This window comes from Spongiibacter taiwanensis (assembly GCF_023702635.1).
In the GTDB taxonomy this organism is placed as follows: domain Bacteria; phylum Pseudomonadota; class Gammaproteobacteria; order Pseudomonadales; family Spongiibacteraceae; genus Spongiibacter; species Spongiibacter taiwanensis.
Genome location: NZ_CP098455.1, coordinates 3420973 through 3445517 on the forward strand (window position 1 = coordinate 3420973; position 24545 = coordinate 3445517).

19 protein-coding genes are annotated in these 24545 nt (G+C 60.0%); 13 read left to right on the forward strand and 6 right to left on the reverse strand.

The features are described from left to right. From bcsB to NCG89_RS15555, 11 genes are all read left to right on the forward strand, one after another. Positions 1 to 2280, forward strand: a complete 2280-nt coding sequence (gene bcsB / locus NCG89_RS15505; protein WP_251087466.1) for a cellulose biosynthesis cyclic di-GMP-binding regulatory protein BcsB — start codon at positions 1 to 3, stop codon at positions 2278 to 2280. Beyond that, entirely contained in the window at positions 2277 to 3389 is a 1113-nt protein-coding gene (gene bcsZ / locus NCG89_RS15510) for a cellulose synthase complex periplasmic endoglucanase BcsZ (protein WP_251087467.1), read from the forward strand. Before bcsB ends, bcsZ begins: the two co-directional genes overlap by 4 nt. Beyond that, on the forward strand, positions 3380 to 7213 hold the full coding sequence (locus NCG89_RS15515; RefSeq protein WP_251087468.1) for a cellulose synthase subunit BcsC-related outer membrane protein: 3834 nt from the start codon (positions 3380 to 3382) through the stop codon (positions 7211 to 7213). The genes bcsZ and NCG89_RS15515 overlap by 10 nt, the downstream gene beginning before the upstream one ends. 52 nt (positions 7214 to 7265) lie before the next feature. Then, positions 7266 to 8555: a glycosyltransferase gene (locus NCG89_RS15520; protein ID WP_251087469.1), complete on the forward strand. Its 1290-nt coding sequence runs from the start codon at positions 7266 to 7268 to the stop codon at positions 8553 to 8555. A gap of 163 nt (positions 8556 to 8718) precedes the next feature. Continuing rightward, positions 8719 to 9474, forward strand: coding sequence for an amidohydrolase family protein (locus NCG89_RS15525; RefSeq protein ID WP_251087470.1), 756 nt, complete (start codon positions 8719 to 8721; stop codon positions 9472 to 9474). A gap of 110 nt (positions 9475 to 9584) precedes the next feature. Further along, positions 9585 to 10559, forward strand: a complete 975-nt coding sequence (gene cbiB / locus NCG89_RS15530; protein ID WP_251087471.1) for an adenosylcobinamide-phosphate synthase CbiB — start codon at positions 9585 to 9587, stop codon at positions 10557 to 10559. 8 nt (positions 10560 to 10567) lie between these two features. Next, positions 10568 to 11650, forward strand: coding sequence for an aminotransferase class I/II-fold pyridoxal phosphate-dependent enzyme (locus NCG89_RS15535; protein ID WP_251087472.1), 1083 nt, complete (start codon positions 10568 to 10570; stop codon positions 11648 to 11650). After that, positions 11634 to 11972: a TfoX/Sxy family protein gene (locus NCG89_RS15540; protein WP_251087473.1), complete on the forward strand. Its 339-nt coding sequence runs from the start codon at positions 11634 to 11636 to the stop codon at positions 11970 to 11972. Before NCG89_RS15535 ends, NCG89_RS15540 begins: the two co-directional genes overlap by 17 nt. Before the next feature lie 57 nt (positions 11973 to 12029). Next, entirely contained in the window at positions 12030 to 12359 is a 330-nt protein-coding gene (locus NCG89_RS15545) for a BolA family protein (protein ID WP_251087474.1), read from the forward strand. Positions 12360 to 12376: 17 nt separating this feature from the next. Next, positions 12377 to 13309 (forward strand): oxygen-dependent tRNA uridine(34) hydroxylase TrhO, encoded by a 933-nt coding sequence (trhO, locus tag NCG89_RS15550; protein WP_251087475.1) that lies wholly within the window; start codon positions 12377 to 12379, stop codon positions 13307 to 13309. A gap of 320 nt (positions 13310 to 13629) precedes the next feature. After that, positions 13630 to 15174, forward strand: coding sequence for a wax ester/triacylglycerol synthase family O-acyltransferase (locus tag NCG89_RS15555; RefSeq protein ID WP_251087476.1), 1545 nt, complete (start codon positions 13630 to 13632; stop codon positions 15172 to 15174). Positions 15175 to 15254: 80 nt separating this feature from the next. Here the strand turns inward: NCG89_RS15555 and NCG89_RS15560 are convergent, their stop codons facing one another. From NCG89_RS15560 to NCG89_RS15580, 5 genes are read right to left on the reverse strand one after another with little or no spacing between them, the layout of a single operon-like run. Continuing rightward, positions 15255 to 16646, reverse strand: coding sequence for a multicopper oxidase family protein (locus NCG89_RS15560; protein WP_251087477.1), 1392 nt, complete (start codon positions 16644 to 16646; stop codon positions 15255 to 15257). A gap of 8 nt (positions 16647 to 16654) precedes the next feature. Next, positions 16655 to 17752 (reverse strand): DUF1513 domain-containing protein, encoded by a 1098-nt coding sequence (locus tag NCG89_RS15565; protein WP_251087478.1) that lies wholly within the window; start codon positions 17750 to 17752, stop codon positions 16655 to 16657. A gap of 13 nt (positions 17753 to 17765) precedes the next feature. Continuing rightward, positions 17766 to 18872 carry an imelysin family protein gene (locus tag NCG89_RS15570; protein ID WP_251087479.1) on the reverse strand — a complete coding sequence of 369 codons (1107 nt, stop codon included), beginning with the start codon at positions 18870 to 18872 and terminating at the stop codon, positions 17766 to 17768. Continuing rightward, complete coding sequence (locus NCG89_RS15575) at positions 18872 to 20182, reverse strand: di-heme oxidoredictase family protein (protein ID WP_251087480.1); 1311 nt, start codon at positions 20180 to 20182, stop codon at positions 18872 to 18874. Before NCG89_RS15575 ends, NCG89_RS15570 begins: the two co-directional genes overlap by 1 nt. Positions 20183 to 20199: 17 nt before the next feature. Continuing rightward, positions 20200 to 21483 (reverse strand): imelysin family protein, encoded by a 1284-nt coding sequence (locus NCG89_RS15580; protein WP_251087481.1) that lies wholly within the window; start codon positions 21481 to 21483, stop codon positions 20200 to 20202. Between the two features lie 157 nt (positions 21484 to 21640). Here NCG89_RS15580 and NCG89_RS15585 point away from each other — a divergent pair, with 157 nt between their 5' ends. Then, positions 21641 to 22504, forward strand: a complete 864-nt coding sequence (locus NCG89_RS15585) for an HpcH/HpaI aldolase/citrate lyase family protein (RefSeq protein ID WP_251087482.1) — start codon at positions 21641 to 21643, stop codon at positions 22502 to 22504. A 21-nt stretch (positions 22505 to 22525) separates the two neighbouring features. Here NCG89_RS15585 and NCG89_RS15590 read toward each other — a convergent pair whose 3' ends face one another. Further along, on the reverse strand, positions 22526 to 23521 hold the full coding sequence (locus NCG89_RS15590) for a YheT family hydrolase (RefSeq protein WP_251087483.1): 996 nt from the start codon (positions 23519 to 23521) through the stop codon (positions 22526 to 22528). A 182-nt stretch (positions 23522 to 23703) separates the two neighbouring features. On the opposite strand from NCG89_RS15590, the gene NCG89_RS15595 reads away from it, so the two are divergent. Further along, positions 23704 to 24492: an enoyl-CoA hydratase/isomerase family protein gene (locus NCG89_RS15595; RefSeq protein ID WP_251087484.1), complete on the forward strand. Its 789-nt coding sequence runs from the start codon at positions 23704 to 23706 to the stop codon at positions 24490 to 24492. Positions 24493 to 24545: the final 53 nt, after the last annotated feature.

Genomic DNA, 24545 nt, shown 5'->3' on the forward strand with positions numbered 1-24545 from the left:
TTGCACAACGGATTAAAGCTAACGATAGCATCCTGTCTGACGGCAGCCCTTTGGTGCTTCGCCGCGCCGCTGGTGGCCGCTCCTTCCCAGGACAATGCCATACCGGGCAGCAAACTCCTGCCGGAACCTGAGTTTGAGACCCGGGACAGCCTCGCCGACCTGGGCTTCAATCGCTCACTGGAGTTGCAGGGTAGCGAAAGTAGTATCTTCCTTGGGTTTGGCTCCCGGCTGGACGAAGAAGTCGTCGGCGCAACCCTGATCTTGCGCTACACCGCTTCGCCGGCGCTGGTGGAGAAATTGTCGCAGCTGAAAATCTCGCTGAACAACGAGCTGCAGCGTGTGATTGCCGTCAGGGACGATGAAGTGGGCGAGTTGCGTGAGGTGAGGGTTAACCTCGACCCCCGTTATCTCAGCGACTATAACCAGCTTCGGGTCGAGCTGATTGGCTATCTGGATCGGGAGTGCTGGAATCCCGACGAGCCCAGTATCTGGGCGGAGATCAGTCAGAACAGCGAACTGGTGTTGCGCAAGCGCTCGCTTCGCCTGAGTAACGACCTGAGTTTGCTGCCCGCGCCGTTCTATGATGAGCGGGATTTTTCTACGCTAACCCTGCCTGTGGTCTTTGGTCCTCAATATGCGCTGGGTACCGCCAAGGCGGCAGCCCTTGCCGCGTCTTACTTTGGCTCCCTGGCAGACTGGCGCTCGGCGTCCTTTCCGCTGCTGGTCAATCGCCTGCCAGAGCGCCACGCATTGGTGATGGTGACCAACGATAACCGCCCAAACTTTTTGGAAGATTTTCCCCTGGTGGAAAAGCCCACCCTGCAGATTATCAGTCATCCAGAAAAGCCAGCGGTTAAACTGCTGTTGATTCAGGGTAAAGACGAGGCACAGTTGTTCACCGCCGTTGAAGGTCTCGCCCTGGGCAATGCGCTATTGAGCGGACAGATCGCGGTCATTAACGAGGTCAGTCAGCGGCGGCCGCGCAAGCCCTACGACGCCCCAAACTGGGTGCGTACCGATCGGCCCATGCGCCTGGGAGAAATGGTCGACGATCTGAACCAGCTGGAAGTGCGCGGTCGTCTTGCCGCGCCGATCAATGTGTCCATGCAGTTACCGCCGGATTTGTTCACCTGGCAGAGTCGAGGTATCCCCCTGGACCTGCGCTATCGCTATACCCCGCCCACTGACGATAATTCCGGTTCCAAGATGAGCTTTGCCATCAACGATCAGTTCGTTGAGGCCTTTAGCCTGACTACCAGCGGGGAGAATGGCGAACTCAAAAGAGTGAGGGTGCCGCTGCTTGATGGTGGCTTGCTCGACTCCAGCAACCGGGTGCGTATTCCCGCCTTCCGGGTGGGTGCGAAGAACCAGATGTCCTTCCAGTTTGCCTTTGCGGCGACCAGCGAGGGCGCTTGCCGGACCATTCCTGCCAATGACTATCGGGCGGTGGTGGAGGCCGACTCCACCGTCGATTTCACCGGTTTCCCCCATTACCTGGAAATGCCCAACCTGCATGCCTTTGTTACGGCCGGGTATCCCTTTACCCGCATGGCCGACCTGTCGGAAACCACCTTTGTTCTGTCGCCCTCTCCAGGAACAGCCGAAGTCGAGACCTTGCTGAATCTGGCTGGGTTTATGGGGGCGAGCAGCGGTTACCCCGGCTTTGCCCTGAGCGTGACTGACCAGTGGGACAAGGCGAAACTGCGCGATCGCGATGTGGTGGTGATTGCAGTGGATGATGCCCTGTCCAAATCCATGCCGGACGGCGACAAACTCGCGCTGATCCTCGATCGCTCCGAACGAATTCTGGATCGGCCAGTGCGCTCGCCGAAGCGGGCGGGTAATTTTGGTGACTGGAGTGCCGCAAAATCCCGGGCGGTGGCGGAAACCGTCAATATCAGTGCTGGCGGCGGGTTTGCTGCTCTGCTGGGGGCAGAGTCACCGCTGACCAAGGACCGCAGCGTTGTCGCGTTGCTGGGGGCGAGTACCAAAGACCTGTCATTGATTACCGCGAGCCTTCGCGACTCTGGCAAGCTTCCCTTTATGCACGGCTCGGTAATCACTTTCCGGGGCGATAAGGTGGCCAGTTATCAAGTGGGCGATTCCTATTTCGTCGGGCGCCTGCCGCTGACCCAATTGATCTGGTACCACTTTTCCCAGCATCCCTTCTTCCTTGCGTTTTGCGCCCTATTGCTGATTGTGTTGATCAGTATTGCCATCTGGCGGTTGCTCACTCGCTTTGCCGCTAAGCGGGTTCGTGTAGGAGACGAGGATAAGTGAGGCTTGCCCTGGCATTAGTGCTGTGGCTGCCACTGGCCGGTCTCGCAAATACCTGCGACTGGCCCCTGTGGCAGCACTTCAAGCGCGATTACCTGGTTGATGGTCGGGTCATCGATGACAGTGACGCTCGCCTTATTACGACATCGGAGGGGCAATCCTACGGGATGTTTTTTGCCCTCGTTGCCAATGACAAGGCCGCCTTTGCCGACATGCTCGACTGGACCGAGCAACATCTGGCTGAGGGCGACTTAACCGGCCAGTTGCCCGCCTGGCTGTGGGGGCGCGATGGCCAGGGGCAATGGCGCATTCTTGATGCCAATTCCGCCTCTGATGCCGATGTGTGGATTGCCTATTCGTTAGCTGAAGCAGGGCGCCTATGGGGCAATCATCGCTACGCGAGCCTGGGTTACCTGCTCGCCCGACGCATCATTGCTGAGGAAACCGTCATCGATAGCAAAGGGCGGCGCCATTTGCTGCCGGGTGTCACCGGTTTTCGTCAGGGTGACGACCGGTTTCGTTTGAATCCCAGTTATCTGGCTCTCCAGCTGTTCGACGCGCTGGCCAGCCATTATCCGGTGCAGCCCTGGAGTGAGTTGGGTGCCGGTGGTCTGCACGTCCTGCGCGGAGCGGCTCGCGGCGGCCTGTTGCCCGATTGGCTCGTGCTCGAAAAGGGCGCCGTTGTGGCTGGCGCGGGCGACAACACCGGCAGTTACGATGCCATCCGCACCTATTTGTGGACCGGTATGTTGGATTCACAACACCCCGCCAGGGCCGAATTGCTGGCATCACAGGGCGGTATGGTTGCTGCGCTGAAGTCTGGCCGCTCGGCTCCCCCTGAGCATGTCAATGTCGCTACCGGCGCAGTCAAAGGCAATGGCCCCTTTGGCTTTTCCGCCGCGTTATTGCCGATGCTGGCAGTGTTGGAGCAGCCTGCCTTGCTAAACAGCCAACATCAGCGGGCGCTACAGGGCGCCGCAGCGGCTGGCGGTGGCGGCGCCTACTACAATCAAATGCTGAGTTTGTTTGGTCTTGGCTGGTTGGATAAGCAGTATCGCTTTGACCGGCAGGGTCGCCTGTTACCCGCTTGGGAGGCAAGCGAGTGCGGCTAAGTTTTATGTCGCTCGTTCGGGTGCTGCCGCTCGTGCTGATTGGCGCTCTGGTCTGGTATTTTTTCCCCTCGTCGGCTCCCGAGCAATCCGAGACCGCACAGTCTATTTCCTTGCTTGAGCCCATTGAGGATACGCCGCAGGCCAGTGAGCCGTCGCCGGGCCTTGAAGAGATCATGCCCTTTCTGCGGCGCGCCCAATTGGCCGATGCCGCCTCGCGACCAGATTTAATGACGGCTAGTGTTGCGCGCTTGCGGGCGCTGGCACCCCAGGGCATTTACACCCTGTTCTATCAAACTTATCTGCATTTAATGAATGATGAGGTGGGTGCCGCTGAGGCGAGCCTGAGCACGATGCAATCGCGCTACCCCGGTGCCGCTCGAACCGTCGCCATGCAGCGTTATTTCGATGCCACTACCGCCCGGCGTAGCGAATTGCAACAAGCTCGCCTGTTTGCCACAGCCGGGCGATACGACGATGCGCTGGCGATATTCGCCGAGCTGTTCCCGGAGGGCATGCCCACTTTGCGCATGCAGCTGGATTATCTTGCCATTGCCGGCCAGCGCAATGATGGCTGGCTGCCCACTCGGCGGGCGCTGGAGACCCTGAACGAGCGCTACCCCGAGATGCCGCCAGTGCAGTTGGCATTGGCAAATCACATTGCCAGCCGCTATCCAGCCGATCCAGATGTGTTGGCGCTGTACCGACAGATGGCCAATGGCCCCGACCTGGGGCGCCAGGCAGCCGATGCCTGGCTGAGGTCGTTGGCCCGGCGTCCTTACAATGCCGCTACCCTGGCAGAATATGCGGAGCTGGCCCGGCGCTACCCCTCGGACTCGGATATTCAGGATCGCTATCGCCAGGCCCAGCGGATGATCGCTGAAGAGCGTGAGCGCATGCGCGACCCTTATTACCGGGCGATGCGCGAGGGCTTGGCCCTATTGGAGCAGGAATCAAACACCCGGGCTGAGCAGCGCCTGCGCTATGCGCTGATCGGTCGGCCAAATGACGAGGAAGTGCTTGGCGGGTTGGGGGTAATCCACCTGCGTCGCGGACAGCAGAGCCGGGCACTGCCGTATTTTCGCAAAGCATTGGCCAATAACAGCAACCCCGATCTGCGCGGCAAATGGCAGGCTTTGATCGACACCAGCAGTTACTGGGCGTGGGTAAAGGAGGCTGATGCCCTCATCGCCAAGGGCCGGTTTAACGAGGCGGAAGAGCGCCTGAACCTGGCCACCCAACTGCGGGTAGATCTGCCCCGGGCCTATGTCAGCTATGGCGATCTGGAATTGGCCCAGCGCCGCTACGCTCGGGCCGATTATTACTATCAGCAGGCGCTCAATCGTGACCCGCTGGATGCGGCAGCGCTGTGGGCACGGGTTGCCCTGCGCGAGCAGCGCTATGGCCGCCAGCAAGCACTGGCGTTTGTTGACGGTCTCAGTCCTGCCCAACAACGGCAAATTGCCAGTCGCAGCCGAGGGCTGCGGGCCGATCACAATGCCGCGTTGTTGGCCGACGCCCAGCGCAGCGGCAATCGCAACCAGCTGCGTGCAGCCCTGGAACAGGCGCTGAATCCGGAGCCCACCTCGCCCTGGCTGCGGGCTGATATTGCCGATGGTTATGTCAGTCTGGGCGAGAGCGAAAAGGCCCACTCGCTGATGGCCAGCTGGACCCGGCGCAATCCCGACCCGGAAATGCGATTCGCTTATTCGCTGTTTCTGTCTCGTCAAGGCCAAACCGATGCGGCGCAAGCGCAGTTATTGCAGGTGCCCCCATCCCAGCGTTCGGCGGCGATGGAAAGCAGCCTGTTGCGTTGGCGAATCGCCAGTGACCTGCAAGACCTTGATGCTGCAGGTGAGGGCGGTGTCGGGGCGGATACCGACGCCTTCGTTCAGCGCCTCGATCAACTGGCCAACGAATATCGGGACGATCCGGACGCAATGCTACGAGTGGCGGACCTTTACACCGAAGTCGGTGAGGAGGCTGCGGCCAAAGACGTGATCGATGCAATGTCACCCCAGCGAGACTGGCCAACCAGCCGTCGGCTCGCCTATGGCGACATTCTGATCAAGCTGGGGGAGTTTGATCGCTACGCCGAGCTGGAGGCAGGGGTGGTTCGCGAAGCGCTGAGCGAAGACGAGCAACGCCAGTTCAACCAGCAGCGGGCCCGGTATCAGCTCGCCCGGGCGGAGTCCTTTGAGGCCGACGAAAAATATGTCGTGGCCTATTCGCTCTTCCATCAGTCCGCCCAGATAGAGGGCAGCCACCAGATCACTGCCCGCCTGGGCGCCATGCGCAACAGCCGCCGAATCGGCGAGGAACAGAGTTATCAGGAGCAGGCAACGGCGTTGCTGGCCCAGGGCGATAGCCTGTGGCCATCGGCGTTGATGGACTTAGCCCAGGCCTTGCACGACAGCGGCGATGAGCCGGGTCGCGACCGGGCATTAGCCCAGTTGAAGGGCCGCGAAGACGCCTCGTCGTTGGATCTGCGTAATGCCATGGTGCTGGCCGAATCCGCCGAGCGCTGGGAAAGTGCGGAGGAGTTTGCCTATCTGGCCCTGGCCCGGGATGCCGCCGCGCCGGTGGATGGCGCCGGCACTTCAGGGCAGTCTGCAGGCGGCGGCCAGTCGGTGCTTGACCGAGTTGCCGAGCAGCCTGGATCAGAAGACGAGGCTGAACAGCAGCGACTGTACCGCCAGGCCGGAGACAACTGGCTGACTCGCAGCGTTAAAGCCAGCATTGATCGATATCGGGACCGGCGCGATGGCCACATTATTATTGGCTTTGATCACAGTGTTCGGGAAGGTCGCGAGAAAACCGGCCAGGTACCCATTGAGGCGCGGATTCCGGTGCCCGATCTGGAGGGCCACCTGCTGCTGCGGGCTGACTACGTGAGCCTGAGTTCTGGTCGGGTTGATTACCTTGACCCCGACCCGGTTGACCCCACGATTCGCAGCCGGATTCCCTTCTCGGAAAAGGCCTCTGGCTTTGCCCTTGGGATTGGCTGGCAGGCAGATACCTGGGAGGCTGATATTGGCACCACGCCCATTGGCTTGCGCGAGAGTAGTTGGGTGGGGGGCTTTAGCACCACGGGTGATGTGGGGGATGTCGGTTGGCGGTTGACCCTGTCGCGCAGACCGGAGCTTGGCACGACCCTCTCCTATGGCGGCATGGAAGTGCCGGACAGTGCGGTGACCGGTGCTGGCACTGAGTGGGGCGGTGTGCTGCGCAGCGGCGCAAAGTTGGGCCTCAGTTACGACCAGGGCGGCGCGCTGGGGTATTGGGGCAGCCTCCAGGCCCACCTGTTGCAGGGTAATCGCGTGGAGGACAATCAGCGCCTGGGGTTATTGGGCGGGGTGTATTGGCGGGTAATTGCCGAGGAGGACCGCAACCTCCGTCTCGGCGTGAACGTTACCCACCTGCAATACGATAAAAACCTGGAGGAGTTTACCCTCGGGCACGGCGGCTATTTCAGTCCCCAGAGTTATTTCTCCGTGTCTTTGCCCGTTCGCTACTACGGACGCTGGGGGCCAAACTGGTCTTATTTGCTGGGGGCGTCGGTGTCCCAGTCGGTGAGTCAGGAGGATGCGCCCTACAAGCTGGGCGGTGATGGCAGCAATGGCGGTGGCTTTGGCTATACCTTGGAAGCGGCCATTGAGCGCAGGGTTGGCCGCCACTGGTACATCGGCCTGGCGGCGGATATCCAGCGCGCCGATTTCTATGAGCCCAATCATTTTGTGCTGTATCTGCGCTATACCTTCCAGGATCGCTGGCAGCGGGTACCGTCGCCCCCAGAGCCGCCCATTCCCTACAACACCTTTGATTGACGACCGCGGGCGGGGATAATGCCGGTTTAACCAGCTGCGGGTAGGCACTCTGTTGAACACCGTTTTGTTTGTGGGCTATGTCTGGCCCGAGCCCCGTTCGTCGGCTGCCGGCCGCCGAATCCTGGATTTGATTTCTCTGTTTCAGCACATGGGTGCGCGCGTCACTTTTGCTTGCGCGGCTGAGCCCGGACAAAACCCCGCTGATCTCGCTGCGCTCGGGGTGACTTCGCTGCCGATCAAGCTCAATTGCAGCAGCTTTGATGAGCAGGTGCGCCAGCTTCAGCCCGACGCGGTGGTGTTTGATCGCTTTCTGTGCGAGGAGCAATTTGGCTGGCGAGTCGAGCGCAGTTGGCCCGCGGCCGCGCGGATTATCGATACCGAGGACCTGCACTGCCTGCGTGCGGCTCGGCAGCAAAAAATCAAATCCCTGCCAGCCGATAGGGCAGCGGATCTGGCGGCAGCGTTGCCCACCCATGCCCTTAACTTCAACAGCGATATTGCCCTGCGGGAAATCGCCGCCATCTGGCGCAGCGATCTGAGCATTATGATTTCGCCAGCGGAAATTGCTCTGCTGGTCGAGCACTTTGCGGTAGACCGGCGTTTATTGACCTACTTGCCGCTATTGAGTCAGGCCGGTCCCGTGTCTGTTAATCGCCGCAGCTATTGCCAGCGGGAGCACTGCATCATGTTGGGCAATTTTCGCCACGAACCCAACTGGGATGCCCTGACGCTGTTGCGAAATCAAATATGGCCGGCCCTGCGGCAACGCCTGGGTGGTCAGGTGCAGTGTCATATTTATGGCGCCTATCAGCCGCCAAAGGCCCAGCAATTGCACAGTGACAAGCTTGGCTTTTTGTTGAAAGGGTGGGCGGAGAATGCCGCCGAAGTGGTGGCAAAGGCGCGCCTTTGCCTCGCGCCATTACGGTTTGGCGCCGGGCAAAAAGGGAAGCTGCTGGAAGCCATGGAATGCGCTACGCCCTCGGTAACGACCTCCATCGGGGCGGAGGGCATGGCATCGGCAGCGCACTGGCCGGGGCGGGTCGCTGATACCTTGCCGGACTTTATTGACAGCGCCGTTGAGTTGTACATGAATGAGACCGCCTGGCGAGACAGCGCTGCCAAAGGGATGATACTGCTGAAATCGGCTTTTGCGATGGATGGGTTCGCAGAGGAGCTTGCTAATAAAATCAAGGCAATAAGCCAAGACGTGGAAGCCCATAGGCAACAATTTTTTTATGGCTTGATGATTCGTCAACAGCGCCTGCGCAGTGAAAAGTTTATGTCCCAATGGATTGAAGCGAAAAACTCTGCGCTACGACACACTAACGACGCCCAGCCGTAATTTAGCGTTTGCATTCATATAGCAAATCTGCGATTTTTGGTGTTCAGGTTTCAGCAAGAAAACAATAAGAAGTCTGGACTGGCCTCCTATTTCGCCCCGTTCTTGGGCGGTTGTTGTAAAGCGGGTTAGTCCACCACCCAGCACACTCGGGAGGTGGTTGTTCATGAAACACATGATTTTTGATGCCCATCTGCATATCGTGGATCCCGGTTTTCCGGTCGAGCCCAATGATGGCTATGCGCCTGATCCTTTCACCGTTGACGACTATGTGGGCCGCACCGCGGATCTGGGCATTGCCGGTGGCGCGGTGGTTGCTGGCTCCTTTCAAAGTTATGACCAGCAATATTTGCTCACGGCGCTGCGCCAGCTGGGCCCCGGTTTTGTGGGGGTTACTCAGGTTAAGCCGACCATTTCCGACAAAGAGTTATTTGAACTCGCCGATGGCGGCGTGCGTGCGGTGCGCTTCAACCTGCGTCGTGGTGGTTTCGACTGCGTGGAGTACATGGCCGATTTCGCCTGGCGGATTTTCGAGCTGCTTGGTTGGCATATCGAGATTTATGCCGACAGCAAGAGTCTGGCCGAAATTGAGGCAATGCTGCGGACCTTGCCCGCGGTCAGTATTGACCATTTGGGCCTGTCCAAAGAAGGGCTGCCCATGCTTTACCGTCTGGCCGAGAGCGGCATTCGAGTGAAGGCCACCGGCTTTGGCCGGGTGGATTTCGCTGTGAGTCAGGCCATCAAGCGCCTGTACGACATCAACCCCGACGCGCTGATGTTCGGCACCGATCTTCCTTCCACCCGGGCCCCCCGGCCGTTCCACTCGGTTGATATTGAGATTATCGGCAGTGCCCTTGGCGACAGTAGTGCCAAGCGGGTTTTGTGGGATAATGCGGCCTCGTTTTACAAGCTGGCTGTCTGATTGCAGATTGCCCGGCGCATCGCCGGGCTACCTTCCGCGAGTCAAACCATCTGTACCGGTCTGTATGCAGCGCGGTGGCCGCCTGATCTGCCCCTAGGAATGATTTCCGCATGTCTGATTTTTACCCCTTCGGTTTGCTTGCCGGTCTTTGGCTCGTGGCCTTTTGCCTGGACCAATTGCTGGGTGAGACGCCATGCTTTCACCCCCTTGCCGGATTTGGTCGGTTGGCAGGCTGGTTGGAAAAACGACTAAATTCAGGTCCGTCTAAACGGTATGTGACATTGGCTGGGATGGTGGCTGGGATAGTGGCCTGGTGCGTGATGGTACTGCCGCCGGTGTTACTCACCCACTGGATCGGCAGCTTCCTGGCAGCGCAGTCGCTGTGGCTGTTCTGGGGATTTTCGGTGTTGGTTCTCTATCTGGCGATTGCCTGGCGCAGCATGGCCGAACATGTGATTCCTATTGTGGTGGCGCTGTCAGGCCAAGACCTTGAGGAGGCTCGGCGGCGATTGGGCTACATTGTCAGCCGGGATACCCAAGAGCTGACCGCAGCCCAGATTTTGACCGCCACCCTGGAAACTACCCTGGAGAATTGCAGCGATGCGTTTTTTGCCTCCTTGTTTTGGTGCGCTGTGGCGGGGCCGGCTGGGGTGGTGCTGCATCGACTGAGCAATACACTGGATGCCATGTGGGGCTATCGCAGCGCCCGCTTCCTGCACTTTGGGCACTGGTCTGCCCGGGTCGATGATGTGTTGAATTTTATTCCCGCCCAGCTAACCGCCGGCAGCTTTGCGCTGCTGTCGGCCAAGCGGGTAGTTTGGCAATGCTGGTGGCGCCAGGGCTGGCATTGGAAGAGTATCAACGCGGGCTCGGTGATGGCCGCTGGCGCGGCTGCCCTCGGCATAGAGTTGGGTGGGGCGGCGCGCTATCATGACCAGCAGGTTATTCGTCCGGCGCTCGGCGCGGGGCGCAGCCCCGAGCCGGCCGATGTCGGGCGGGCGATGAAGTTGGTGTTTGGTGTCTTTACCCTGTGGCTTGCGGTGCTATTGGTGTTGGGCGGTTTGTATTCAGCGATAAATGGGTAACAGGACAAATGAGTGAGTCGCTTCCCCGCCCCGAGCATGGGGGCAATCCCCAGCAGGTGCCCGCCGAATCCGCATGGGGGCCCATGCTGGATCTGGCCACAGGGATAAACCCCTGGCCGTGGCCGGTGCCCGCTGATTGTCTGGGCAGCCTCGACAAGCTCCCCTATTTTGATCGTAAGCTCCAGCAGGCGGCGGCAGCGTATTACCGGGTATTGCCAACCCAGCTGTTAGCGACGTCGGGCAGTCAGACGCCGATTCAGCTGCTGCCCCAATGGGTTTCGCCGGGGAGGGTTGCGCTCCCGGGGCCAGCCTACGAAGAACATGCCTATCGCTGGCAGGGGGCCGGGCACCACTGCCGCTTTTTTGACCACGACCAGGTTGCCCAGGTAGATGACCTGATTGGCCGCGGCGAGTTGGACCACCTTGTGCTGGTTAGCCCTAACAACCCCACCGGATGTCGTTATTCCACCCGCGATATATTGCGCTGGCGTCAGCAGCTGCCGGCAAACAATATGCTGTTGGTCGACCAGGCTTACGCTGATGTGCTGGACGACAATGGCGACTGTGCCACCCTGGTGAATGCCGGAGTGACAGTGCTGCGTTCCACGGGTAAATTTTTTGGCCTGCCGGGACTGCGGTTGGGCTTTGTGCTCGGCGCGCCAACCCTGCTTGCGCAGCTCGAGGAGGCGCAGGGCCCCTGGGCAGTGAACAGTCTTGCCCAGGCGGCGGGTGCGCGGATGTTGGCCGATCAGCAGTGGCACGGCCATATGCGTACCCACCTGCAACAGGCGGCTCAGCGACAGGGGGCGCGCATCGGTCAGGTGTTTGGCGAGGTGGCCGGCACAGTGATTACGCCTTTGTTTATTTCCCAGGTGTTTTCGCTAGGTTTTGCCTTGGCGCTTCAGCAGCGCTGCTATTCCTTTGGCTTGTCGGTGAGGGTGTATCACTGGGGCGAGCAGGGGGTTGTGCGCTGGGGGCTGGCCGCCGACGAAGACGCCCTGTTTATCCGTCTGGCCGCGCTGGCCGACTCACTGGTGGTGTCCCCTCTGGCGTGGGAATCCGTTACTGACCGCCATGCCGTCAACGCCTGATTTTGTTGAATTTCTGCTCGATCAGCTCCAACTGGTGGGGCCGGTGGAGCGGCGGCGGATGTTTGGCGGTCATGGCTATTTTCTGGAGGGCTTGATGTTCGCCATCGTCTTCGACAACGTGCTGTACCTGAAAGTCGACGCGCCGCTGCAGGCAGAATTTGAAGCCATGGGGCTGGTGCCGTTTAGCTACAGTCGCGGCGAGCGTCAAATCAATCTCAGCTATTACCAGGCGCCGGAGGAGGCCATGGACGACCCCGAGGCGCTGCGCTACTGGGCCAATCGCGCCTTTGGTGCGGCCCTGTATGGCCGGGCCAAATCCTGAGTCCTTGGGGTATAATGCCGCCCCTGATTTTTGTCTTCCGGTAATTTGGTGATCTTCATGTCAGTTCAGGACACGATTCAACGCAAGCTGGAGGCGGCCCTGTCGCCACGGTATCTGGAGGTGGTAAATGAGAGCCATATGCACAATGTGCCGGCCAACTCGGAGACCCACTTCAAGGTTGCCATCGTCGCCGATGCCTTTGATGGCCAGCGCAAGGTTGCCCGGCATCAGCGGATGTATCAAATATTGGCAGACGAGCTGAAAGGCCCGGTTCATGCCCTTGCGCTGCACACCTACACCCCGGGCGAGTGGCAGGAAAAAAACGGCAGCGTGCCGGACTCCCCCAATTGCCTGGGTGGCAGCAAACACGACAAGGCCGGTCCCTGAGAGGAGTAAACACTGAGATGAGCGAGTTTGTTGTCGCTGCGCTGTACAAGTTTGTCTCCTTGCCGGACTACAAAGACCTGCGTGAAGACCTGCTGCAGACCTGCCTGGATGCCGGTGTGAAGGGTACCCTGCTCCTGGCGGCCGAAGGGATAAACGGCACCATTGCGGGTTCCCGAGAGGGGATCGACCGGGTGTTGACCTACCTGCGGCAGGACCCGCGATTGGCCGACTTGAGTCACAAAGAATCCTTCGACACTGCCCAGCCGTTTTACCGCATGAAGGTCAAGTTGAAGAAGGAAATCGTCACCATGGGGGTGGCCGGTATCGACCCCAATGAGGTGGTGGGCCAGTATGTGAAACCCGCCGACTGGAACGCCTTGATCTCTGACCCGGACGTGTTGGTGATAGACACCCGCAACGACTACGAAGTGAAAATTGGCAGCTTTAAAGGCGCGGTGAACCCGGATACCCAAAGCTTCCGCGAGTTTCCCGAGTATGTGCGCAGCCACTATAACCCGCAGCAGCACAAGAAAGTCGCCATGTTTTGTACCGGCGGTATTCGCTGCGAGAAGGCCTCCTCGTTTATGCGCCAGGAGGGTTTTGCCGAGGTGTACCACCTCGAGGGCGGTATTCTCAAATATCTGGAAGAGGTGCCCGCCGACGATAGCCTCTGGCAGGGTGAATGTTTTGTCTTCGATAACCGCGTCTCGGTCGGACACGGCTTGAACCCCGGCAGTTATGAGTTGTGTCACGGTTGCCGGGAGCCGATTGGCGAAGAAGAAAAGCGCAGCCCGCTGTATGAGGAGGGGGTAAGCTGTCCGGCCTGCCACGACAATCTTACCGACAGCCAGCGGCAGCGCTTTCGCGACCGGCAAAAACAAGTCGAGTTGGCCCGGCAGCGCAATGTTGCCCACGTGGGTGCCGAGCCCCCGGCCCGCCAGCGCAGCTAGAGCACAAATTAGAAAATTCTGAGTAATATCAAGGCCCGGTGCGAAATCGCAGCGGGCCCTCTGTTCTGTATTGCCTTCCCCTGCTTGAATAGCGTTATGCCCTGCGGTCGTCTGACAACCGGCTTAAAACCTGGAATCTGCGTAGGCGATAACATAATTTGCCACGGCGGCCGGGTATTTTTCGTCTTTGGCAAGGTTTTACTGGCGTCGTGGTGGGATTCGGCTACTATCTGGTGATTGACACTTTTATGAAAAATGTCTTTTTCCAGTTGGACCCTAATAGTCGGCGAAACGCGGGTGATAAAAAGAGGACGGGGCTAATGAAGCAGTTGGGAATTTTCGACAGTGCCTATATCAACATGGAGCACCCGGATACGCCACAGCATGTCGGCGGGTTGGGTATCTATGACCCCGCCTCTGCGCCGGGTGCAAAAGTGCGCTTTACTGGCATCATCAGTAACTTTGAGAAGCGGCTACAAAAGCACACGATTTTTCGCTCCCGTCTGCTGCGTGTGCCAGGCGACCTGGATCATCCCTACTGGTCCCTCGATCCCAATTTCGATATCGAGTTTCACCTCCGCCATGTGGCCCTGCCCAAACCGGGTGATTGGCGTCAGCTGTGTATTCTGATCGCGCGGCTTCATGCCCAGCCCTTGGATATGGCCAAACCCCTGTGGGTCAGTTACATCATTGAAGGCTTGGATAATATTCCGGGGCTGCCCAAAGGCGCCTTTGCGGTCTACACCAAGATGCACCACGCGCTGGTAGAAGGCGCTGGCAGTAATTCTATTATGGCGGTTATTCACGATCTCGAACCCAACCCCGAGTCGGTAACCCCCGCGCCGCGTCGGGCCAGACAGGTGCCGCCGTCATCGTCGAGCCTGGTAATGCGCGCGCTGACCAACTCGTTGAGCAACTCGGCCAAATTGTGGAAGGGGAGCTTTGATTTGCTTAAGGGCTTGGGCAAAACCGCCCTTGAACTTCAACAGAAAGAACTCAATCTGCCGCCGCTGTCCGCGCCGCGCACCCGCTTTAACTCCCGCGTGGGGCCTAATCGTTCGATGGTTACCGCGGACATTCCCCTGGATGAAGTCAACAAGCTGGCGCGGATCTACAGTGTGGAAGCCGATGATGTCTTACTGGCACTGGTCTCTGGCGCATTGCGGCATTATTTAACCGTGCACGAGGAGCTGCCGGATGAAAGCCTGACAACCCTGGTGCCTGCTTCATCGGCCGGGCGCCGCTTTCGCTCCCAGGGTGGCCGGGGGGGCATGGCCTTGATGGCCCTGCACACCGAAATTGGCGATCCCGCCGAGCGCCTGGCGGAAATTCATGAAAGCCACCTGGAGGCGCGTCATTTTGCGACCTCGTCGCCCTTGTCGGAAGCGCGCTATCTCCCCGGGTTATTGCCGCCGGTATTTGGCCGGCCGATCAGCCAGGGTTATGTTCGTCGCCTGAGCAATCGCTTTTCGATGGGGGTGGCTACCTATGTGTCCCATGTAACGGGACCGCAATTTCCCTTGTTCTGCGCCGGAGCCAGTCTGACGCGCTTCTATGGCCTTGGTTCATTAACACCAGGTATCGGCCTGAACCACCTGATTTACACTGCCCAGGGCAAAGCCTCGGTTACCGTGTTGGCCAACCGGGATGCCATGCCCGATCCCGAGCTGTATCAAGCCTGCCTGGATAAATCCTTCAAAGAGTTGATGAGCCTGCTGACCAAGCCGGTGCTGACCGGGGAGTCTGCCCGTCGGCGTAAAGCGGCCGCAGCGTCGGTAGTTCGCAGCAATAGCGGTGATGCCGCGGTGGATCAGGCCAGTACGGCCGACGCGAGTGTCGCCAATGTTGTGGCGATGCACAAATAGCAGGGCGAGCGGCAGTACCGGGGAAAAGGGTTAAGCGATGATGTATCCTGCACGGATAGCGCCCAGTGCTACGGGCCCCGTCAGCTGATTTCGATATAGCCCATAAACCCGGTTTTCATATGCTCAATCACATGGCAGTGAAACATCCATTTCCCCGGGTTATCCGCCACAAAAGCGATCTGCGCACGCTCATTTTTTTCCATCAATATCGTGTCGGTCTCATAGGGCGTTATGTGTCGCTTGTCTGATTGCAACACGGTAAAAATCAGCCCATGCAGGTGGATGGGGTGATGATGAGGAGTGGCGTTGTGCAGGTTGACCACATAACTCTTGCCCAGTGTCAGCCGCGCCAGCGGCTCGGGCAACGGTCCCGCGCCGTGCTCGCCTTCCCAGGCTCGGCGGTTTATCAGCCAAAAGCTGTGATCGACATCGCCATGTCGGTTGCTCGGCGACAAGGCGCCCTGCCATTCAAAAACAAAGTTTAGTGTCTCGGCGTCAGCCAGGTCGGGCTTGGCGATGGGGTTGGTGGGCAGCGCCTGTATCGAGTGGTTAGGTGTGGGCGCTGTGGCGCCGTCCACGGTGCGCAGGCGGGCGATCTCGCGGCCAAAGCGCCCCTTCATATCGAACACTGGAATCTCTTTGCCAATCTCGTTGGGGCTGTGCACCGCCAGATCCAGACGCATGCCGGCGCCGGCGGCAAACTGGTCGAAGGTTCGCGGCGCAGCCACGGGACTGCCGTCAATGGCGATGATCTGGGCGGGCTGCTTGCCGAGGCTCAAATTAAAGACCCGAGTGTTATCCATATTCAAAAAGCGCAGTCGCAGCACCTTTCCTGCAGGCACATCGATTGTCGGCTGTTGTTGGCCGTTCACCGTCGCCACGGTGCCCAGTGTGCCGGCCCGAAATGCCTCCCGGGGCAGTGAAAGGGGCAGGTAACTACCGTCTGGGTTCAGCCGCCAGTCTTTAAGACCAATGATGACATCGTGATAGGGTTGGGGCTGTTGCTCCTCGACGATCAGCGCGCCGACCAGGCCTTTGCCGAGCTGTTCAATGCTGTGAATGTGGGGGTGGTACCAAAACGTGCCGGCATCAGGCGGCGTAAACTCGTAGACAAAGCGCTCGCCGGGTTCAATGGGGGCCTGGGTCAAGCCGGGGACGCCATCCATGGCATTGGGCAAGCGGATGCCATGCCAGTGGATGGTGGTGGCCTGGGTGAGCTTGTTGTGAAACTCCACCCGCAGGACTTCGCCTTGTCGCGCGCGAATCACTGGCGCGGGAAACTGGCCGTTGTAGCCAAATATGGTGGTCTGCTGTCCCGGGACGATCTCGCCCGTGGCGAGCTCGGCGGTCAGTTTATAGTGGGTTTTGTTGCGCCCGGCCTGATCGGCAGAGCTCATGGCCAGGGTAAAGCGTGGCAGGCCGCTGCCCAGGGCTCCCACAAGGGCGGAAGTGACAAAGTCGCGACGTCGCATGATGGCTCCTAGGCTAGCCGCAGATGGTTGTCCCAGTGAACGCCGCTGGCGTAATCCAGGGCGAACAAACGGGGCGAACCGGGGCGCAGGCCCATCAGTTGGCCGCCGCCATTGCTGAGAATGAATTGTTGGTGGCGGGCATCATAAACGGTCCCGGCCACGTCGGGCAGGCGATAGCTGCTCGCCAGATGACCCTCTGCCAAATTCCACAGGCACACCACATCATCCCGGGGGCAGGTGGTGACAGCAAATTTTCCCTGGTCATCAATACTCACGCTGGCAACGTAGCTGCTGTCCAAGACCAGGGGAACGTCACCCAGCGCCAGGGCCTGGAGCTCACCGCCGCGGCGGTGTTGATACACCAACGGCAGCGGCGTCGGCAGTTCGGCCTGGAATTGGCCGCCCACTACCACGGTGCCTGTGGGGCTGACATCCAGGTGGCGCAGGCTCAGGTGTTGGTGAGGAGAGGGGACCGCCTCGAGCAGAATACCGCTGTGCCGGTCGATGTAGTGCAGCGCCGGTGCCATGGCGTCAAAATTCAGAGTGACCCGGCCGCTGTCGGGCAAGGTCTTGATGCTGCCCATTGCGACAACCAGGGTCTGCTGATCTGGCATCAGCGCAATCTGGTGAGGGCCGATGCCGGCGCAGTCCAGGTGTCTGACTAACGCGTAATCATTGACGCAGTCGTAAACGCCAATCGCACCCTGGCCGTCACCGGCGACGTGATTTTCGGTGGTATAGAGATAACGGCCATCGGCGCTCAGGCAGCCGTGACCGTAATAGTGGTAACCCTCGCTAGCCTCGACCTGCCGTTTCAACTGACCGCTGGCGCCATCAATAATGAAAATCTCCCGGCCGGGGCGGCGGGAGAAAAACAGCAGCTCATTGCGCTGGCGATGGAACTGGCTGTCGTGCCCCCGATGGCCAATATCGGCGGCAGCCGTCCAGTGATTCTGATCCCATCGGCCGATCCGGTACTCGCCTTTGCCCAGTCGGGCGGCGCTGATCACCGGCGAATAGCGCTCGCTGTTGCGGCCCCATAGGGGGGTAGGCAGGGCGAGCAGCATACCGCTGGCAAACAGAAAATCCCGGCGTTTCATCTTCATCTGTCCCACGGGGTTAGTCGCCGTCACTGGAGTTAAAGCTGAGGGTGATGCCCAGCAAGGGCGGAATCTCCTTTTTGATGCGCACTTCCAGTTCGGTAATCGTGTCGCTCAGTGCTTTTGCCTGGGCCAGCGTTTCTGGCGAGTTGGGGGCGTCAAAAAGCGGCGTCTCAATCTCGCTGGCCTGGCTGATGACGTGTCTGAAACCCTGGTCAATGGCCTTCGCCAGGTCGGTGCCATCGACAACCTGTTGTAGATAATCATCCAGGCCAAAGCCTTCGCCGGCGCTAAACAGCTGATGCAGGGCGCTGAGGTTGGCGACAATGGCGGCCCGGCTGTAACGCGCGCGCCACCATTCGAGCAGATATATTTGCGTTCCGGTCTCGGCGAGCCCCAAGGGGCGCTCCAGCTTGTCTCGTTTGATCAACTCTAAACCGTATACCAGGCTGTCGAGCAAGGTGCCGATCGCTACCTTGGCTTCGGGGTATTCCTGATTGTTGCTGCCGGGTTGGCTGAAGGTAGCCGCGTAGTTGCCGCCGTCACTTTGCCAGGCGGTGTGCAGAAAAATAGCGACCCCCTCGAGATGGGCGCTGGCGGCAATGAGCAGGTCACAGCGGCGCTGGCTGTCGGCTTGCTGATAGCGGCTTAGCTGTCCGGCGATATCGTCAAACAGTAAGTACTCCAGCGCTGACAGTCCCTGAACCACTACACTGGCTTTTTCAACCCGGGCGACATCGATGGGTTCGTCTTCCTTGATCAGGGCTTCCACTTTTCTGGCAATCAAATTTTTGCGGTCCGGCCAGAACTGGACTTTCCAGGCCTGGTTGTCGACCAGCAGCGGACCAAACTGGAGACTTTGTATGCCCGCCCAGGTGGTGGCGGTATTGCGCCATGCACTGCGCACCACGGTATAGGTATCGGTGGACTGTTCAGTTGCGCTGCAAAAGGTGGTGGTGGCTTCGCGCAGCTGGCGGCTGGCGGCCAGGAAATCCCGATAGGCTGGCAGGATGCTCAGCCGGGTGGTGTCTGCCAGCAATTGTTCCTCGGGCGGCGGCGAACAGGCGCTGAGCGCCAGCGTTAAAAACACGAGGAAGGTGACAAAACGGATATTAATTTGGGTCATTAAAGCGCCTGCAGAAATTGCTGGAGGATGTGTTGTTGGGCGTCGGTGAGCGCTTGGTAGCGCTGTCGACTGCGCTGGGCCTCACCGTCGTGCCAAAGAATGGCCTCGTGGATGGACCCGGCCCGGCCATCGTGAAGCAGGCGGGTATTGTCTGCTTCTCTGGTGCGTAGGCCAAGCCCCCACAGGGGCGCGGTACGCCACTCGGCGCCTTCGGCGGCGAAGGCGGCTATGGTGTCGGCCAGGCCCGGGCCCATGTCATGGAGTAACAGGTCGGTGAAGGCTTGAAATTCCACGCTTCCCCGACCCGGCAGGTCGGCACTGAGGTAGGGGCGATGACACTGGCCGCAACCGAGATCATCAAACTGGGCGCGACCGGCGGCCAGCGCCGGATCACCTTGGTGATCGCCGGGGGTGGGAATGGCCAGGTTGGCAATATAGTCAGACACCGCTCCCAGGAGTTTGTCGTTGATCTCCACGCCGACCTCGGCGGCGCAGTTGCCATTGTCGGGGCAGAGCGGGTGCGGGTAGAGGGAGGAGCGCACGCCGATATCTTGGGCAAAAGCCAGGGCCGACTGCTGGCGCAGGCTGGGCTGGCTGGCCTTCCAGCCAAAGCGGCCGGGCCGAAATCGCTTTTGCTGAACATCCCAGACGGTGTTGACCCGGCCGGAGATGCCGTCTTCGTCGGTGTCATCGGGGTCGCTCATTGCGATTAGCGTGTCGTCACTGACATGGTCCAGTAAGCCCATTCCCACCAGCGCCGGTGCCAGTCTGGCCGACACCGGGCGCTGAGGGTGTTGGGTAATAAAATAGTGTTTGGCCTCGAGGGATTGCTCACCCACAGTAACGCCTTGTACCCGCCAGTGGATTTCACCCTCGGTTGGCCAGCCCGGCAGTGCCCGGTCCTGCAACTGATCGCCTAGGTTGAGATTGGTGTCGGGGGTGGCGGCAGGGCTGCGCAAGACCAGGATCATCCCCGGCCCCTGCTCGGGAAGCTGACCCTGGCCATTGTGGCGATGGCAGGCGGCGCAGCTGTTGGCATTAAACAGCGGGCCCAGACCGTCGCGGGCGGTGGTGGTGCTCGGCGGAGCAACCCAGGGCTGTACAGCAAAGCTGCGGCCAACACTCCACTCCAGGCGCTGCTCCGGCGTTAAGCCGGGGCGGGGGCGACTGAGCACATTGCTATCCCGGCTGGCGATGCCATAGCCCTCGGGCAAGGGCGGGGGGGGCTTGCCACTGCAGCCGACCAACCCCACCGCCAGCGCGCTGACGAGGAGAATGTGTTTGGCGCTGGCGGGCATACGGTGGCGCAAGGGCAAAATCGCGAGCTCTAGTAACCGAGCTGATTGGGATCGATGTCGATGGCTGCGGCGGCCTGTTCCAGGCTGCGGGTCTGGGTCACCAGCGCGGCCAGAATATCCGCCAGCAGCTGATGGCCTTCTTCATTGCCCTCGGCAACCAGCATGTCGAATTTCTGGGGTTGCTGTTGTGCTTCAGCCACGTCGGTCAGTTTCTTTAGCGCCGCCATTGAGTCGGCCAATGCGGCAATGGTGGCCTTACTGGCCGCCGCATTTTTGGCAGCAACGAGGCCCTGCAGGGAGGGGCCACTGAGCACGCTGTTGTCGGCGCGCAGGTATCGGCCGAGGAAAATATTCTCAATGCCCAGGCCGTTGTAGTAGTGAGACCAGTGGGTGTTGTCGCTAAAGCAGTCGTGCTCGTCTTCAGTGGAGTTGGCCTCCAGCGCGACTTTGATCCGCTCGCCGCCCAGCTCGCCCAATGACAGGGAGCCCATGCCGTAAAAAATGCGGGCCAGGGCCTGGCTGGGGGCCAGCGACAGGAAGGTTTCCCGATAGTTGTCATTGTCGCCGGGCTGCCACTGACCGGCCATGTATTGCAAATCATCGACCAGCAACTGGGTGGCGGCGGCGAGGTATTGGCGGCGCCGGTCGCAGTTGCCGTGGGTGCAGCCGTCGCCTTCGACATAATCGGTGTAGGGTCGCTCACCCGCGCCGAGGGCGTGGCCGTGCAGGTCCTGGCCCCACAGCAAAAACTCAATGGCGTGATAGCCGGTGGCGACGTTGGCTTCCGAGCCGCCCAGCTCGTTGAGGTCGGCGATCACCGCGGGCGAAAGGGTCGTGGTATCCAGGCGGGCACCGCCGAGCTCAATCACCGGGTTGGCAATAATATTCAGCGTGGCGCCGATATTACCGAGGGCGAAGGTATAGTCGTTGCTGACGTAGTCAATCAGGCCCTCGTCCAGTGGCCACGCGTTCAGCTGGCCCTCCCAGTCGTCCACCACCGGATTACCAAAGCGAAACACCTCGGTTTGCATGTAGGGCACCCGGGCCCGGCGCCAGGCGGCCTTTGCGGTGGTCAGGGTCTCGGCGGAGGGGGTCTTCAAAAAGGCCAGCACCGCCTGTTGCAGGGAAAGTGCCTCCTGGTGGGCATCACCAAAAATGGCTGCCGCAAGATCGGCATAGTGCTCGATGACGGCGGTCTCGCTGGGCACCGCTTTGGCGGGTGAAGCGGCAAGCACCGGTCCGCCCCAGAGGATGGCCGCACAGGCGATCCCGATATAGCGAAGGTGGCGGAACAGGGATGAAGCTGACGGCATAGTGTTCTCCGAAGTGGCCGTGGCCGAGACTGGCAAAAGCGTTAGCCGCATTCTAGTTTTATTGAGAATTGTTCGCAATTAATGGGCGCATCTTTTTCCGCCGCCTCGCCAGTGATCAGCGCCGTGTTAGTATTCCGCTTTTGTCAGGAAAGCCATCATGCCCTATACACCACGTCGCTCCGTTTTGTATATGCCCGGTTCCAATGCGCGGGCGCTGGAAAAAGCCCGCTCGCTGGATGCCGACGTGTTGATTCTTGACCTGGAAGACGCCGTTGCGCCGGACCAGAAAGAGGCTGCCCGGGAGCAGGTGAAAGCCGCAGTGCTGGAGGGTGGCTATGGCAAGCGCCAATTGGTGGTGCGGGTGAATGGCTTTGATACCCCCTGGGGCCGGGCGGATATTCAGGCCTTTGCAACCCTGCCAGTGAGTGCCTTGTGTCTCCCCAAGGTGGAGAGCGCGGCGGAAGTGCATGCGGTGGTGCAGGTGCTGCAGAGCGCTGGCGCGCCCAGTGAGCTGAAATTGTGGGCCATGGCGGAAACCCCTCGGGGCATACTGCGGGTGGAAGAGGTGGCCGCCGCCCATCCGCGAATGGCCGCGTTGGTGCTCGGCACTTCTGACCTCGCCAAAGACCTGCGGGTGCCGCATACCCCAAGCCGTGAGGGACTGCTGTTTTCCCTCAGCCGCTGCGTTGCTGCGGCCCGGGCCGAAGGTCTGGATGTGTTTGATGGTGTCCATTTGGACCTGGATGACGAAGCCGGTTTTGCGCGCTCCTGCCAACAAGGCGTCGAACTGGGTTTTGACGGCAAGACCCTGATTCACCCCAAGCAGATCGCCCCGGCCAACCAGTATTTCTCACCTTCTGCTGAGCAGCTTGCCCGGGCAGAAAAAATTGTTGCCGCCTGGGATCAGGCTCGCCAAGCGGGCAAAGGGGTGGTGCTGGTGGACGGTAAACTGGTCGAGTCCCTTCACGTGGAAGAGGCCCAGCGGGTGATGGATATTGGTCGGGCCATCGGCCTGATCTGATTGCCCTGTTGCCAGTGGGTGTCAGGCCGATTGCTGATGGGGGTAACGGCAGGCGTTGGTCAGATTGACCAGGTGGTGGTCCAGCCAGCTGTCCAGCCGGTAGTTGCTCAAATAGCCGCAGTGCCCGCCAAAATCGGTGAGTTCGACAGTGAGGTGAGGGTTGCTGGCCAGACGGTTGAGATCTTCTGCCAGAATCATCGGGTCATCTTTGCTGGTGATGATATGGGCGGGGGTGTCCAGTGGCGCCAGCACCTCGCCAGTAAGGGCATAGGCGCGGAAGTAGTCTTCCTCATTGGCATAGGGGGTAAAGGCGGGCACAAAGTAGCGGTTCATTGCCTGCAATGAGTTCATTCCCAGAAGCTGTTCCCGGTAGTTGAGCTCGGGGTACAGGTCGAGTTTTTTCTGCAAAGACGCCTTCCACTTGCGCACAAAGTAGCGCTCGTAAACCCACCACCCATTCTCCAGCGCAGCCATGGTTTTGGCTGGGTCCAGCACCGGGCACACGGCCAGGGTCTGATTCAAGTGCAGGCCCGCTTCGCTGGCTTTGGCGGCAACCCGCAGGCAGAAGTTTCCCCCGAGTGAAAAGCCGGCAAGAAACTGCCAGTCGTGGGGGTAGGTGGATTGAATCGCCCTGATCGCGCCAATCACTTCCTCAAGCCGGGCTGAGTGAAACAGCTCCCGGTTAAGGTGGTGGCTGGGGCCGTGGTCACGCAGGTTTAACCGAAAAACATCGTAGCCCGCCCGGAAAAAACTCGCGCCCGCCGAGAGCATATAGCTGGACTGGGAGCTGCCCTCCCAACCGTGAATCAGGGTAATCAGGCCTTTGCTACGGCCCGCTTGCTGGGCGTACTCACCGAGCAATTGGTGGCCGTCGCCACAGTCGAGTACCACCTGCCGGCTGGCCCGGCGCAGGGCGGGCAGCATGGGCGCAATACGCAGACGGCGGGGCAGGGTAGAGGCCAGTACCGATTGGACATGGGGATTGCGAAGCCAGCCCTTGGGGGCGTATGCACTCATGTATTGCGGGGACTCCTGAGACAGCAAAGAACCTGTTTGTGTTGCAGTATGCCATGCCCACCGGACGCGCCCAACTGCCGTTCGTTGGAAGGATTGGTAGGCGGCTGTGAGATGTGGCCTAATCCTCTGAGTGTTTGGGGCGCGCCCGAATACAGCCAACAATAATCGTATAAGGAGGTGTCATGGGTTATCACAGTTTCGAGTTGACGGTAACAGCGGGAGTCGCTCGGCTTGTCTGGAACCAGCCGGATACTGGCAACACCATGGATGAGAGTTTTTGCCGTGAATTTGGTCTTGTCGCCAATGAGTTGACGACCATCAAAGACCTGCGCCTGGTGGTGATCACTGCTAGGGGAAAATATTTCAGTCTTGGCGGTGATATCAAGACCTTCAGCAAGAATCTGGCGAATCTCCCCAACAATATTCTCAGCTCGGTGACGGGGTTGCACATTGGCATTTCCCGTTTAATGCGCCTTGATGTACCCGTTATTGCTAGTGTTCACGGTGTGGCAATGGGCGGTGCGGTGGCCGTGCTGGCCAACTGTGACTTGGTGTTGAGCGGGCGCTCGGTGAAATATGGCGCCGCCTATCACCACGTGGCGTTTCCCTGTGATCTCGGCGCGACAACCGGCCTTGCCAGTCGGATGGGGGTATCGCGCGCCAAACGCTTTTTGATGTTGGGCGAGGTACTTGATGCGGATCAGGCCTTCGCCGCAGGTCTGGTGGACGAAGTGGTGGAGGACGATCAGCTGGCGACGGTGACGGAAGACTACATCAATAAACTGGCCAACGGTCCGACGGTGGCTTTCGGCATGGTGCGCAAGTTAATGGCAAGCGCCTTTTGCCAACCCTTTGATGCTCAGCTTGAAGACGAGGCCCAGGCTTTAGTACGGGCTGCCGCCAGCGAAGACGCCCGGGAGGGTGTGGAGGCATTTATCCAGCGCCGCGCGCCGGTATTTAAAGGGCGCTAGCGGCAGATGCTCAGCCAGGGCAGGTCAACTGACCAGCCCTGGTCGCGACAACC

Excerpts from the sequence above, each read along its gene's own strand:
- NCG89_RS15545 (WP_251087474.1), top strand. The coding sequence starts at position 12,030 with ATGTCAGTTCAGGACACGATTCAACGCAAGCTGGAGGCGGCCCTGTCG.
- cbiB (WP_251087471.1), top strand. The coding sequence starts at position 9,585 with ATGTCTGATTTTTACCCCTTCGGTTTGCTTGCCGGTCTTTGGCTCGTG.
- NCG89_RS15570 (WP_251087479.1), bottom strand. The coding sequence starts at position 18,872 with ATGACCCAAATTAATATCCGTTTTGTCACCTTCCTCGTGTTTTTAACG.
- NCG89_RS15540 (WP_251087473.1), top strand. The coding sequence starts at position 11,634 with ATGCCGTCAACGCCTGATTTTGTTGAATTTCTGCTCGATCAGCTCCAA.
- NCG89_RS15595 (WP_251087484.1), top strand. The coding sequence starts at position 23,704 with ATGGGTTATCACAGTTTCGAGTTGACGGTAACAGCGGGAGTCGCTCGG.
- NCG89_RS15560 (WP_251087477.1), bottom strand. The coding sequence starts at position 16,646 with ATGCGACGTCGCGACTTTGTCACTTCCGCCCTTGTGGGAGCCCTGGGC.
- trhO (WP_251087475.1), top strand. The coding sequence starts at position 12,377 with ATGAGCGAGTTTGTTGTCGCTGCGCTGTACAAGTTTGTCTCCTTGCCG.
- NCG89_RS15565 (WP_251087478.1), bottom strand. The coding sequence starts at position 17,752 with ATGAAGATGAAACGCCGGGATTTTCTGTTTGCCAGCGGTATGCTGCTC.
- NCG89_RS15555 (WP_251087476.1), top strand. The coding sequence starts at position 13,630 with ATGAAGCAGTTGGGAATTTTCGACAGTGCCTATATCAACATGGAGCAC.
- NCG89_RS15580 (WP_251087481.1), bottom strand. The coding sequence starts at position 21,483 with ATGCCGTCAGCTTCATCCCTGTTCCGCCACCTTCGCTATATCGGGATC.
- NCG89_RS15525 (WP_251087470.1), top strand. The coding sequence starts at position 8,719 with ATGAAACACATGATTTTTGATGCCCATCTGCATATCGTGGATCCCGGT.
- NCG89_RS15590 (WP_251087483.1), bottom strand. The coding sequence starts at position 23,521 with ATGAGTGCATACGCCCCCAAGGGCTGGCTTCGCAATCCCCATGTCCAA.
- NCG89_RS15585 (WP_251087482.1), top strand. The coding sequence starts at position 21,641 with ATGCCCTATACACCACGTCGCTCCGTTTTGTATATGCCCGGTTCCAAT.
- NCG89_RS15535 (WP_251087472.1), top strand. The coding sequence starts at position 10,568 with ATGAGTGAGTCGCTTCCCCGCCCCGAGCATGGGGGCAATCCCCAGCAG.